This is a genomic window from Nocardia sp. 2TAF39, from assembly GCF_052114905.1.
Lineage (GTDB): Bacteria > Actinomycetota > Actinomycetes > Mycobacteriales > Mycobacteriaceae > Nocardia.
Genome location: NZ_JBFRFQ010000015.1, coordinates 123,774 through 136,535 on the forward strand (window position 1 = coordinate 123,774; position 12,762 = coordinate 136,535).

13 protein-coding genes are annotated in these 12,762 nt (G+C 68.0%); 6 read left to right on the forward strand and 7 right to left on the reverse strand.

Annotated elements, in window-relative coordinates; genetic code table 11:
* Positions 1-304: 304 nt before the first annotated feature.
* Entirely contained in the window at positions 305-1,489 is a 1,185-nt protein-coding gene (moeZ, locus tag AB4Z47_RS12145; RefSeq protein WP_441950363.1) for an adenylyltransferase/sulfurtransferase MoeZ, read from the reverse strand.
* 395 nt (positions 1,490-1,884) lie between these two features.
* The gene (locus tag AB4Z47_RS12150) at positions 1,885-3,063 is read right to left on the reverse strand and encodes a DUF3152 domain-containing protein (RefSeq protein ID WP_441950364.1); all 1,179 of its coding nucleotides are present in this window, start codon (positions 3,061-3,063) and stop codon (positions 1,885-1,887) included.
* A 283-nt stretch (positions 3,064-3,346) separates the two neighbouring features.
* On the opposite strand from AB4Z47_RS12150, the gene AB4Z47_RS12155 reads away from it, so the two are divergent.
* Positions 3,347-4,012 (forward strand): TetR/AcrR family transcriptional regulator, encoded by a 666-nt coding sequence (locus AB4Z47_RS12155; protein ID WP_357266911.1) that lies wholly within the window; start codon positions 3,347-3,349, stop codon positions 4,010-4,012.
* A gap of 78 nt (positions 4,013-4,090) precedes the next feature.
* On the opposite strand, the gene AB4Z47_RS12160 is transcribed toward AB4Z47_RS12155, so the two are convergent.
* Entirely contained in the window at positions 4,091-4,318 is a 228-nt protein-coding gene (locus tag AB4Z47_RS12160; protein WP_441950545.1) for a DUF3107 domain-containing protein, read from the reverse strand.
* 298 nt (positions 4,319-4,616) lie between these two features.
* Entirely contained in the window at positions 4,617-5,168 is a 552-nt protein-coding gene (locus tag AB4Z47_RS12165; protein WP_441950366.1) for a YceI family protein, read from the reverse strand.
* A gap of 102 nt (positions 5,169-5,270) precedes the next feature.
* Here AB4Z47_RS12165 and AB4Z47_RS12170 point away from each other — a divergent pair, with 102 nt between their 5' ends.
* Complete coding sequence (locus AB4Z47_RS12170) at positions 5,271-6,107, forward strand: helix-turn-helix domain-containing protein (RefSeq protein WP_441950368.1); 837 nt, start codon at positions 5,271-5,273, stop codon at positions 6,105-6,107.
* Positions 6,108-6,122: 15 nt separating this feature from the next.
* On the opposite strand, the gene AB4Z47_RS12175 is transcribed toward AB4Z47_RS12170, so the two are convergent.
* Genes AB4Z47_RS12175 through AB4Z47_RS12185 form a run of 3 tightly spaced genes read right to left on the reverse strand, consistent with a single transcriptional unit; the run spans position 6,123 to position 8,107 of the window.
* Positions 6,123-6,824: a ferritin-like fold-containing protein gene (locus AB4Z47_RS12175; RefSeq protein ID WP_441950370.1), complete on the reverse strand. Its 702-nt coding sequence runs from the start codon at positions 6,822-6,824 to the stop codon at positions 6,123-6,125.
* 27 nt (positions 6,825-6,851) lie between these two features.
* A complete protein-coding gene (locus AB4Z47_RS12180; RefSeq protein WP_441950372.1) occupies positions 6,852-7,907 on the reverse strand; it encodes an alpha/beta fold hydrolase in 1,056 nt (351 codons plus the stop codon).
* A 56-nt stretch (positions 7,908-7,963) separates the two neighbouring features.
* Positions 7,964-8,107: a hypothetical protein gene (locus tag AB4Z47_RS12185; protein WP_441950374.1), complete on the reverse strand. Its 144-nt coding sequence runs from the start codon at positions 8,105-8,107 to the stop codon at positions 7,964-7,966.
* A gap of 404 nt (positions 8,108-8,511) precedes the next feature.
* On the opposite strand from AB4Z47_RS12185, the gene AB4Z47_RS12190 reads away from it, so the two are divergent.
* The 4 genes from AB4Z47_RS12190 (at position 8,512) to AB4Z47_RS12205 (ending at position 12,703) form a co-directional block, all read left to right on the forward strand.
* Entirely contained in the window at positions 8,512-10,260 is a 1,749-nt protein-coding gene (locus AB4Z47_RS12190; RefSeq protein WP_441950547.1) for a DEAD/DEAH box helicase, read from the forward strand.
* A gap of 18 nt (positions 10,261-10,278) precedes the next feature.
* The gene (locus AB4Z47_RS12195; RefSeq protein ID WP_441950376.1) at positions 10,279-11,508 is read left to right on the forward strand and encodes an Rv3212 family protein; all 1,230 of its coding nucleotides are present in this window, start codon (positions 10,279-10,281) and stop codon (positions 11,506-11,508) included.
* Positions 11,509-11,570: 62 nt separating this feature from the next.
* Complete coding sequence (locus AB4Z47_RS12200) at positions 11,571-12,176, forward strand: acid phosphatase (RefSeq protein ID WP_441950377.1); 606 nt, start codon at positions 11,571-11,573, stop codon at positions 12,174-12,176.
* Entirely contained in the window at positions 12,173-12,703 is a 531-nt protein-coding gene (locus tag AB4Z47_RS12205) for a GNAT family N-acetyltransferase (RefSeq protein ID WP_441950379.1), read from the forward strand. The genes AB4Z47_RS12200 and AB4Z47_RS12205 overlap by 4 nt, the downstream gene beginning before the upstream one ends.
* The last annotated feature ends 59 nt before the right edge of the window (positions 12,704-12,762 follow it).

The following is a 12,762-nucleotide window of genomic DNA, read 5'->3' on the forward strand; positions in this document are numbered from 1 at the left end:
CGCCGTGTTCGCGGCCCCCTTATGGCTCGCGTCCGAGCGACCGCCGCTGGCGACTTCGATTGCGCCGGAAGGCAAACGCGGTATCGACTGGCTGCGCTGTGTTCAATTGGCAACGCCTGCGCGGATGTGTTCGCGGCCGCCTTGTGCCCGCGAACAGGAAAGCTGGGTCTCGCTGCGGTCGGAACCCAGAGTGGCCGATGCAGTTGTTTTGGGAGGCAAACGCGGTATCAGTCGCAGTGCTTGCGCACCGCGGGTTCGCGTTGCGTTGTTCGGCCGCGGCTTCGCGCGGCCGAACAAACACTGCTCAGTACACCGGCAGCGACTTGTCCACCTGGTTGGCCCAGGCGATCACGCCACCCTGCAGGTGACTGGCGTCGGAGAAGCCCGCGCGCTTGAGTGCGGCCAGCGCCTCGGCGGAGCGGACACCGGTTTTGCAGTGCAACACGATGGGGCGGTTCTGCGGCAGCTCGGACAGCGCCTCACCGGACAGGATGCGGTCCTTCGGGATCAGCTTGGCCCCCTCGATGTGCACGATGTCCCACTCGACCGGCTCGCGGACGTCGATCAGCTCGATCTCCTTGCCCGCGTCGATCAACTCCTTGAGCTCGCGCGCGGTGACCGTGGACCCGGCGACGGCCGCCTGGCCCTCCTCGGACACCACGCCGCAGAACGCCTCGTAATCGATCAGCTCGGTGATCGGCTGACGCTCCGGATCGCGGCGCAGCTTGATCGTCCGGTAATTCATGTCCAATGCGTCGTACACCATCAGCCTGCCCAGCAACGGCTCACCGATACCGGTGATCAGCTTGATCGCCTCGGTCACCATGACCGACCCGATCGACGCGCACAGCACACCCAGCACGCCGCCCTCGGCACAGGACGGCACCATGCCGGGCGGCGGGGCCTCCGGGTACAGGTCGCGATAGTTGATGCCGCGGCCGTCCGGCGCGTCCTCCCAGAACACCGAGACCTGGCCCTCGAAACGGTAGATCGAGCCCCACACGTAGGGCTTGGCCGCCAACACCGCGGCGTCGTTGACCAGGTAGCGGGTGGCGAAGTTGTCGGTGCCGTCGACGATCAAGTCGTACTCGCCGAACAGCTCGACCGCGTTGTCCGGCTCCAAGCGGATCTTGTGCAGCCGGACCTCGATGCCGGAGTTGATCTCCAGGATCGAGTCGCGCGCGCTGTCGGCCTTGGGGCGGCCGATGTCGGATTCGCCATGGATGATCTGACGCTGCAGGTTGGAGGCGTCCACCTCGTCGAACTCGACGATGCCCAGGGTGCCGACACCCGCGGCGGCCAGGTACAGCAGGGCGGGCGAGCCGAGCCCACCGGCGCCGATCACCAGCACCTTGGCGTTCTTCAGCCGCTTCTGCCCGTCCACACCCAAATCCGGGATGATCAGGTGACGGCTGTAGCGGGCGACCTCGTCCCTGGTCAGCTCCGCGGCCGGCTCGACAAGTGGCGGCAGAGACTTCGGTGATGACACGTCCAGGACTCCTCGAATCGCGTTGGCCGATCGCAACGGCGGTGTGGCGCCCTTCGTGGGCTGCTCTTGTGCAACACCGGCGACCGGACCATTCTTCCCTCACATCGTCCCGCATCACCAACCCACAGCGAAACCGCCCGGCCGGTCGCGGATAGATCGCTACCCGGTGCCGCGAACACGCCGCAAGTGCTGCAAAAACAATCACCGCCTCCCAACGCAACCACATCGGCCCAACCCCCGCTTCCGAGCGCAGCGAGACCGAGCATGCCCCGTTCGCGGCCCGGCTCGCGTCCGAGCGGCCGTCGCGTCCGCGACGAAGTCGCCAGCGGCGGTCGCTCGGACGCGAGCCATAAGGGGGCCGCGAACACGCCGCGCCCGCGCGGCCGAAAACACCCTTACCCGCGCGGGTAGGGCCAGGGGTTGAAGCGGCAGCGCTTGCCGTCCATCGGGACGACACCGTCGGGGTCGAGGGCGGCGATGTCGTTGTTGTACGTGCCGAAAGTCTGCTGCATCATCACCGGCGCCAGTCCGCCATCGGTGTCGCACGGCTGATGGTGGTGGTAGCCGATGGCGTGGCCGACCTCATGGTTGATCTGGTACTGCCGATACGAGCCGATGTCACCTTCGAAGGCCAGCGCCCCACGGACCCAGCGAACCTCGGAGAGCACCACGCGGCGGCTGTCGGCGTTGTAGCAGGAGGTGTCGATCGGAATGTCGAAACCGCACTCCTTGCGGCTGGATTCGCGCGAGGTGAGCGAGATGCGGAAGTCCGCGGCGCCCTGGTCGACCCGGCGGAACGCGAACTTGCGGTCATGCGCCCAACTCTTCGGATTGGCGAGAGTGGAGTCCACCATTGTGGCGAAGGACTCGTCGCCGCCGAAACCGGAGGTGTCCACGCCGTCCTCGATCTCGACGGTATAGCGGAAGACGCTCGTTCCGGTGCCGACCTGGGCGGTGGTGCCCGGCACCACGCGCCAGGTGCCCGCGCCGGTCACGGCGAACGCGCCACCCTCGGGCAGCGCCCCGGTCGGCAGATCGGTGGGAAAGTGCCCGTCCCCCGGCGGGGCGCCGATAATGCCCGCGGTCGCGGTGTGTGGGCTGAGCTGTCCGAGTCCGGGAGCCCCGCCCGCGCCTTCCGCGGTGTCGGTGCTGCGGATCGCGTCCGCGACCACAAGCACGGTGATCACGAAAAGCACCGGGAGGGCGTACGCCCGCCAGCCATAGGTGGAGACGAATCTGCCGAGTGCGCTTTGCTTCTTCGCATCCCGCTCGGGGCGGTCCCGCACTCTGCCCTCGTCGGGAGAGGTGGGATCCCAGTGGGCACGCAGCGGTTGGTGGGATAGGTCGTCTGCGCTGTAGAGGCCGAGCGGATCGTAGATCTCGACGCCGTCGCGATCGCGCCGCGGTGGGTTCGAATCGGACTGCTGCCCAGGGGGTTCGGTGGTTCGAGCCGAGCGCTTCCGGTTGCCGGGCTCACCGCCCCGGCCTGGTGATCCGCCACCGGCCCCGGACGGTGCCGCGGCGTCGGGTCGAGCCGCTTTACCCGATCGCGCGTCTGGCCCGGTTCTCGCCATGGGGCCCGACACTACGGAACCGGACGCGCCGGAGCCAGCGGGGCGGCGCGCTCCGCGCCTCCCGCCGGACGGTCTTTCCGGTCGGTCGGACACGCAAACCAGAGTCTCACAGCGGACGAGTCCGCACGGACGGGGAAATTCGCCGGCCGCCTCGATGCGACAATTCTCACCGGCTGGCACGAGTTGCCCGACCCCGAGCTGCGGGCTGGCGACTACCGGGTATCGTTCATGGGATAACCCGGTGCACATCCCTTTTGCCGGGGAATCGACTGGGAGAGCCGACATGACTGACCTCGTGGACCGGATGACGTCCCGCCGATCGTCGTCCGGGGCAGCGGCACCCGCCAAACGCGGTACCCGGCTTCCGCGCGACGAGCGACGTCTACAACTACTCGCGGCGGCAAGCGAAGTCTTCGTGCAGCGCGGCTACCACGCCGCGGGCATGGACGAGATCTCGCAGTGCGCAGGCGTGAGCAAACCGGTGCTGTACCAACATTTCAGCAGCAAGCTGGAGCTGTACCTCGCGGTGCTGCAGAACTATGTGGACATGCTGGTGTCCAGCGTGCGGCAGGCGCTGCGGTCGACCACCGACAACCGACAGCGCGTGCGCGCGGCGGTGCAGGCCTACTTCGACTTCGTGGACAACGAGATGCAGGGTTTCCGGCTGGTCTTCGAGTCCGACCTGACCAGCGAGCCGCAGGTGCAGCGCCGGGTCGAGCAGGCCACCGAGGCCTGCGTGGACGCGGTCTTCGACCTGGTGGCGCACGACTCGGGCCTGGACCCGTACCGTGCGCGCATCCTGGCGGTCGGTCTGGTCGGCGCGAGCCAGTTCACGGCGCGCTACTGGCTGGAGGCCGATCGGCCGATCCCCAAGGAAGAGGCGGTCGATACCACCGTCTCGCTCGCCTGGGGCGGCCTCAAGCACGTGCCGCTGCACCCGATCGGCTGAGCGAGCGCAGCGACGAACGAGCCCCTGTTCCCCACCGATCGGGAACAGGGGCTCGACGCGTATCGGCCGGAGACCAGGTCAGACGGCGGCGAAACCGACGCGGCCGCCCGTGGCGGTGCCGATCTCGACGTAGGCGACCTTCGAAGCCTGGATCAGGAACTTCCGGCCCTTCTCGTCGGTGAGCGACACGACGCCGCCTTCACCGCTCAGCGCACCGGACACCACCGCCTCGACCTCGTCCGGGGTCTGCGCGCTGTTGATCACCAGCTCACGCGGGCTATCCGAAATACCGATCTTGACCTCCACGGCCAACCTCCGAACCTAAGAGTCCTGTGTTGTCGTTCCCAGGCTAATGCCAGTCCGCCTCTCCGAGTATTCAGGCTCCCCCGCCTCTCCGGGTCCTTGGGCCGTACAAGTCGGGTAACGCGAGATTTGCGTTCAGGTCCTGCCTCGGGTGCCGCTGCAGTTCTGGGCGTACCCGGCGAGTTACCCATGTATCAACGAGATCAGTCGGCACGTCTGGCGATCGGAGATCGCGTTGTCCGTTCGGGACGGACGGTGTTCGCCTTTCGCGAACACCGTCCCGGCAGGCCATCCGCAGGGCTTACTTCGGCTCGATGAGCTGAACCTCGAGCTCGATCTTCACGGTGTCGCTGAGCATGCCCGGCATCAGGCCGCCGACGCCGAAATCGGTGCGCTTGATGGTGCCGGTCGCGGAGAAACCCGCGTGCCGGTCGCCGGTCGGCCCGAAGTCCTGCACGCCGCCCCATTCGACCTCGAGGGTGACCGGCTTGGTGATCGCGCCGAGTGTTGCCTCGCCTTCTACCTCGAAGGTCTCCGCGACGGCCACCGGGTGGGCGGCGCGGAAGGTCAGGGTCGGACGGTTGGCGACATCGAGGAAGTCGGCGGTGCGGACGTGCGCGTCCCGGTCCGGGTTCCCGGTGTCGAACGAGTCGAGGTGGATGGTCGCGCCGATGGTGGCGGCGCCGGATTCGTCGACCACGAATTCGGTCTCGAACCGGGTGAATCGACCCCGCACCTTGGAGATGCCGAGATGACGAATGGTGAAGGCGACCGAGGAGTGCGCGGTGTCCAGCGCCCACGAACCGGTTTTCAGCGTCTGGGTCGCCGTGCGGGATTCCGAAGAAGTTGTCATACTCTCGACGATTGCCGGACCGCGGTCCGTTAACCAGACCGCCGTTATCCTGGACCTGCCAGGGCGCGGCTAACAATCCCAGGAAAAGGCACGATGGGGCACATGGCCAGGAACGGATTCGCGGAATTCCTCATCGCCCGGCGCGCCGAACTGCGGCCGTCGGACGTCGGGTTACCCGAGGGCGGACGGCGCAGGACACCCGGCCTGCGCCGCGAAGAGGTCGCTGTCCGCGCGGGAGTCAGCGCCGACTATCTCGCCCGACTGGAGCAGGGTCGCGACACCAACCCGTCGGTCGCGGTCATCGACGCGTTGGCCGACGCGTTGTTGCTGCGCGGCGGCGACCGCCACCACTTCAGCATGCTTGCCCTGGCCTCGGGCAATGAATCCCGCTGTCCTGGAAGCGAATCCGCTGAGGAACAGGTAGCGGAGACGATCGAGACCATCCTGCGCGCCCTGCATCCCACGCCCGCGTTCGTGGTGGGCCGTCGGCTGAACGTGCTCGGCTGGAATCAGGCGTGGGTCGACTTCGTCGCCCCGCTCGGCCTGCTGGACGATGACGAACAGCCCAACCTGGCCTGGTACACCTTCATGCATCCGGCGGCACGGCGCGTCCTGCGCAACTGGGACGAGGCCGCCGACATCTTCTCCGCCGCGCTCAGCGGTGCGAAACTCCGCTGGCCGGCCGACGATTCGCTGCTGGAGACGATCGATGCGCTGCGCCGTCACCCGGACTTCGAGCAGCGCTGGAAGCCACACCGGGTCGGCGCCCACATCTCCGGCACACTGCAGCTCGACCATCCCGTCCACGGGCCGGTCGACGTGCCGTTCGAGACCTTGGAAGCCGACCGAGACCAGAGCCTCATCGTCTGGCTCGCCGACCGCGCCAGCACACACGCGCCCGGCCTGCGGCTGGTCCCCAACCGCGCGGTGAACGAGTAGGCGCCGCACAGCAAATCAGATACCCAGCACCGCCATTCGTTCGGCGTGGCTGGCCTGCATGCGCTCGAAGAGCTCGGCGATGCCGTTGAGGTCGCCGGTGGCGATGAGGACCAGATCGGTGAGTTCGTCGCGCTGGGCCATCACGTACTGGGCCTGGGTGATCGCCTCACCGAGCAGGCGTCTGCCCCACAGTGTGAGACGGTCACGCTCGGAGCGATTGTGGACGACCGCGCGACGCACCTCTTCGACTACGAACTCCGAATGTCTTGTCTCGGCGAGTACATCGCGGACCACCGCGGCGACGTCGGGAGTGAGCGCGCCCGCGATCTCGGTATAGAAGTCGGCGGCGATGCCGTCGCCGACGTAGAACTTCACCATCGACTCGAGCCAGGTCGAGGGATCGGTGGAGGCGTGGTAGTCGTCCAGCGCCCGCACGAACGGCGCCATGGCGTCGAAGATGTCGGCGCCGCGCTCGGCGAGCGCGGCCTGAAGTGTTGTGAAGTGCTCCATCTCGGCGGCGGCCATCGTCGCCACGGCCACCTTGCCCCGCAGCGTCGGCGACAACTTGGCCTCCTCGGCCAGCCGGTAGAACGCGGAGATCTCACCGTAGGCGAGGACCGCGAACAGATCGGTCACGCCGGGATGGCTCACGGGGATGGAGAGGTTTGCTGGGTCGGTCGACGTAACACCTAGCGCGGCAGGTGACTGTGCTCCCATACGCCCCAGCCTAATACCCGGCGCGGGTCATGCGGCCTCCGCGAGAAACTTCTCGAGGTAACTCCATGTCGTGTCGCGGGCGGTCGGTCCGGCGAGAATGCCGAGGTGGCTGCCCGGCGCCGTCTCGTAACGGACCGTGGCCGCGCCGGTGAGAGTGCCGATACCTGCCTCGACGGCGGCGGCGGGGGTGATCACGTCGGCGGGCCCGCCGACCAGCAGGACGGACGCGGTCACCTTCGCCAGCTCGATGCGGCGGGCGCCCAAGCGGACGACGCCGCGGCCGATGTCGTTGTTCAGGATCAGCCTGCCCCACAGCTGGTTGTAGAAACGGCCGGGATAGCCCGGCATCTCGGCCATGAAGCGGTCGATCGTTTCCATTCTGGCGAGCGCCTCGGTGCGGGCGAGATTGCTCGCGACGAACCATGGCCGGGTCAGCTCGCGATCCCAAGCGGTGATCTTGTAACCGATCCGGGTCAGCGTCGCGGGTACGCCACCGACCGCGCGGATCACGGTGGAGGTGGCCAGTCCGCCGGTGAGTTTCGCGACCGCACGCAGCTGCGGCATGCCGGTCATCTTGTCGTAGTCCAGCGGCGCGCCGACCGCGGCGATGGACCGGATCGGCAGTTCGGGATGCGCCGCGGCGGTCAGCAGGGCCAGCGTGCCGCCGATCGACCAGCCGACCAGGTCGACGGGTCGTCCGTCGCGGTCGGCGGAGGCCCGCAGTACCGCTTCGGGGAGGATATCGTCGATCCAATCCTCGAAGCCCATCCGCCGGTCGTCGAACGTGATCTCGCCGTAGTCGATGACGTATGGGCAGTGGCCGGTCTCCAGCAGGAACCGCGCCAGGCTCTGGTCGGGTCGCAGGTCGAAGCAGGTGGCGGGCGCGGCGAGCGGCGGAACCAGTAGCACGGCGGCATCGCCGCCCGCTGCGCCGCCGTCCGCGACCTCGAACCGGCGCAGTCGGCGATGCGGCTGGTCCCACAGCACCGTTGACGGCGTCGGGTCCGGCTCCTGGATCCCGGAGCCGAACGTGAGGGCCCAGGCGTTACGAGCGGCGATAGTGACAGTGTCGGCAAGGCTCACAGCGAAGAATCTCCCACAGGTCGGTACCGACGGTTACAGGCAACTCCCGATTGCGCCTACAGCTTCCCGACGCCGATCGAGTTCAGCGGCGGAATCAGGAGCAGTCCGAGCCCGACGCCCGCCTCCTCGACACCGAAATACACGGCGTGGTGGGACGGCTCGAGCGTCGACCGGATTTGCCACGCCGGATGAATTACCATGTGGGGCAGCGTACGTCGGCGGCTGACGCGACGAAATCACACTTCGGATTCCGGAAAATTCGACAGCACGCCGTGGCGGCAATTCGAGCCGCGCACAATATCACGCTACAATCACTACGGACAACGAAAGTTTCGCTCGACAGAGTTGCCGGACGCCGCGCCCCGCACATCGCGGGGACGCCGCTACGACCGCCGACCGGTTTCGGGTGCGAGGTTTTCGTTGGACAGGAGAATGTGCGCGCACCAGATCCGCGTCACCAGTGCGCCGCGCCGATGTCTTTCCAGGTAGCCGCCGTTTTTGTGGCCGGCACCGACATCCAGAGCGTGGCCGGGTGAGTATCGCAGGCGGAGACGTGGTTGTCGCGGGCCGCCCGGCCCGCCCCACCTCGTGCGCGCGTGACGCGATTACGAGGAAGGCACGAACCCTGAGCAAGATCACAGTCGATCAGGAACCCGGACTGGCGGACACCCTGTTGACGGCCGAACTGGACGCAACGCACACCGCCCCGACTTTCGCCGAATTAGGAGTTCGCGAGGAAATCGTCCGCGCGCTCGGTGAGATCGGTATCGAACGTACTTTCGCCATTCAAGAACTGACCCTCCCACTGGCGCTCGGCGGTGAGGATCTCATCGGTCAGGCCCGCACCGGTATGGGAAAAACCTTCGGATTCGGTGTGCCTCTGCTGCACCGGATCGCGACCGCAGAATCCGGCACCACACCTCTGGACGGCACCCCGCGAGCGCTCGTCATCGTACCGACTCGGGAGCTGTGCATTCAGGTCACGCAGGACCTGGAGAACGCGGGCAAATATCTGAGCAATCACCAGGGCCCGCTGCGCGTCGCGTCCATCTACGGCGGCCGACCCTACGAGGCGCAGATCGCGGCACTGCGTTCGGGCGTCGACGTGGTGGTCGGCACCCCGGGCCGACTACTGGACCTCGCCGACCAGCAACACCTGATCCTCGGCAAGATCGGCGTGCTCGTGCTCGATGAGGCCGACGAGATGCTCGACCTCGGCTTCCTTCCGGACATCGAGCGCATTCTCGGCATGGTCCCGGACAAGCGCCAGACCATGCTGTTCTCGGCGACCATGCCCGGCCCGATCATCACGCTGGCGCGCACCTTCCTGACTCGCCCGACGCACATCCGGGCCGAGGAGCCGCACGACTCCGCCGTGCACGACCGCACCGCGCAGTTCGTTTACCGCGCACACGCCCTGGACAAGAGCGAGCTGATCGCCCGCGTGCTGCAAGCCGAGAGCCGGGGCGCCACGATGGTCTTCACACGCACCAAGCGCACCGCGCAGAAGGTGGCCGACGAGCTGGCCGAGCGCGGTTTCGCGGTCGGCGCGGTGCACGGCGATCTCGGTCAGATCGCCCGCGAGAAGGCGCTGGCCAAATTCCGCAAGGGCACCATCGACGTGCTGGTCGCGACCGATGTCGCTGCCCGAGGCATCGATATCGACGACGTCACGCACGTCGTCAACTACCAGTGCCCGGAGGACGAGAAGACCTACGTGCACCGGATCGGCCGCACCGGCCGGGCCGGACGTACCGGCGTCGCGGTGACGCTGATCGACTGGGATGAGCTGAACCGCTGGTCCGCGATCAACACCGCGCTCGGCCTCGGTATCCCCGATCCGGTCGAGACATATTCGCGCTCGCCGCACCTGTACTCGGACCTCGGCATTCCGGAGGGCGTGAGCGGCATGATCCGCAAGCCCAAGCCGGAACGCGACCCGGACGCGGTCGTGGTCGAGCGCCCCGAGCGCGCGCCGCGCAAGCGCAACCGCAGGCGCACCCGCGCCGGTCAGCCGATCGACGGCGTCGAACCGAACGGCACCGGCGACGAAACCACCGGCGACGAAACCGGACCGGTAGCGGAAACGTCCGCCGACGCCGAGCAGGCCGACAAGCCCGCACGCCGCAGGCGCAGGCGGCGCAAGCCCGCCGGTGACGCGACGGACAACGGCTCCTCGGACAATGCGGCCGAGGGCACCGAGGCCGAGGCCCCGCACAACAGCGGCGAGTGCGACGCCGAGTCGGCGGACAAGCCCGCACGCCGTCGGCGCAGGCGGCGTAAGCCCACCGAGGGCGAGGCGACCGAGAGCAATGGGAGTACGGCCGAGACCACGGCGGCCGCGTCGGTCTGATCCGCTAGTCTCGCACTCGTGCTCGCACCCGAGCGGCGGACGCGCGCCGACATCATCTCCGCACTGACGATCGCGGTTCTCGTGATGGTCGCGGGGATTGTGGTGTGGGTGCACGGTGACTCGCACGGCACCGAATCGGTGACCGCGGGCACCACCGTGCCGACGCCGGTCGCGGCCGATCAGCTGCCGGCCTCGCTGCGCGAACTGTGGCGTGCGCCGGACAGCGCGAGTACGCGAGCCCTCGTCTCCGGCGGCGTCGCGGTGACCGGTGCCGACGGCACCGTGACCGGCCGCGACCCGCACACCGGCGACCAGCTGTGGAAGTACCAGCGCGACATGCCGCTGTGCGGGATCGAGGGCCAGTTCGGGATGGTGGTCGCGGTGTACCGCGACCACCGCGGCTGCAGTCAGGCCACCTTGCTCGCCGGAGACAGCGGCGCCCGGCGAACCGCGCGCAGCAGCTACATGGACCCGAGCGTTCGGCTGTCGGTCGACGGCACGTATTTCGTGGCTCAGGGCCCGGAGCGGTTGGAGGTGTGGCGCTCGGATCTGGTGCGCACCCTGGAGTACGGCTTCGTCGACGCGCCGGTGAACGTGAAAACCCAACCGCGCAAAGGCTGCGCGCTGCTATCGGCGAGTTCCAGCCCCTCCAGGCTGGGTATCCTGGAACGCTGCCCTGCTGACCCCGCCAACCGGCTCACCGTGCTCAACCCGGCGCCGAAGGACAACACGGTGCCCGAAGAGTACGGCTCGCACATCTTGACCGGTCCCGGCGCCGAGTCTCCCGACGCGCGGGTGATCGCGGTGTCCGACAGCCGAATCGTGCTGTACCTCCCTGGCGCATCCTCGGGTCCCGAAAAGCTGCCGCCGCGTCTTGCGGTGTACGACGGGAACGGGAATCCGATTGTGCTGCATGATCTTTCGGCGCCGCTGAGCGAGACGAGCACGACGACCCGGATCGGCTCGGCATACCTGGTGTTCACCGGCAACAGCGTGATCGCCCTGAACGGCAGCACATTCGATCCGCTGTGGACCGCGGGCGGAGCTCTCGGTGCGCCCGCGCTCATGGCGGGCAAGCTGCTGCTACCGACGGCGGGCGCGATCACGGTCCTCGATCCCGCGTCGGGCGCCCAGATGAACCGAATTCCCTTGGAGCGCACAAGTTACGACGGCTCGCCCATCTCGCTGACGGTGGTCGGCAGCACGATTCTGGAGAAGCGGGACAGCGAGCTCGTCGCCCTCGGCTGACCTGTCCATCGCGACGTCGGGCCGCGGTTCACCATGATCATCGGGTGGCTCATGATGGATTCATGTCCGCACTCGACGACGCCCGCGTTGTGCTGCTCCGGCACGGCGAGACCGGCTGGTCCACCCAAGGGCGGCACACCGGCCGCACCGATCTGCCGCTCACCGAACGCGGCGAGGAACAGGCCAGGGCGGCGGGCACCCTGCTGACCGCCCTCAACCTGCGGGACCCACTGGTGCTGACCAGCCCGCGGCAACGCGCGGTACACACCGCGACGCTGGCCGGGTTCACCGACATCATGCTCGACGACGACCTGGCCGAATGGGACTACGGCGCATACGAGGGATTGACCACGCTGCAGATCCGCGAGTCCGTACCCGACTGGACCATCTGGACCGGAACGGTCCCCGACGGCGAGACCGCCGACGAGGTGCGTGCCCGCACGGACCGGGTGCTCGCCTCCGTGGCACCGGCGCTGCCGGACCGGGATATCGTGCTGGTGGGGCACGGCCACTTCTCCCGGGCGCTGATCGCCCGATGGGCCGAATTCGACATCCGGGAGGGCCGCCGCTTCGCCATGTCGACCGGCGCGGTGACCGTGCTCGGCTACGAACACGACACGCGAACCATCCACGCGCACAACCTGCTACCCAACGGAGCGTCACTGTGACCCGATCCGGCCACGCCGCCACCGACCCCGCCGCCGACCTCGGCGCGGCCGTCCTGCGCCGCGCCGTCCCCTCCGACGTGCCCTCGCTCGTGGACCTCGTCCACGACTTGGCCGAATACGAGAAGTCGCAGCACGAGTGCACGGTCACCGCCGAGCAGCTGGACACCGCGATGTTCGGGCCGGAGCCGAAAGTCTTCGCGCACGTGGTGGCGGACGACACCGGTCTGGTCGGCTGCGCCATCTGGTTCCTCAACTTCTCCACCTGGGACGGGGTGCACGGCATCTACCTGGAGGACCTATATGTCAAGCCGGAGACCCGGGGCAGGGGTTACGGCAAGGCGCTGCTGGCGGCGCTGGCGAAGGAGGCCGTGGACAACGGCTACAGCCGCGTCGCCTGGTCGGTGCTGACCTGGAACAAGCCCTCGATCGACTTCTACGAGTCGATCGGCGCCGTGGTACAGGACGAGTGGATCGGCTACCGGCTCGCGGGCACCGCTCTCGGCACGCTGGCCGCCGACGCGAGGTAACGGCACCGGCCATGTCGTGGCTCGCGCACGCCTATCGCGTTACCTGGCCGACGACCGCA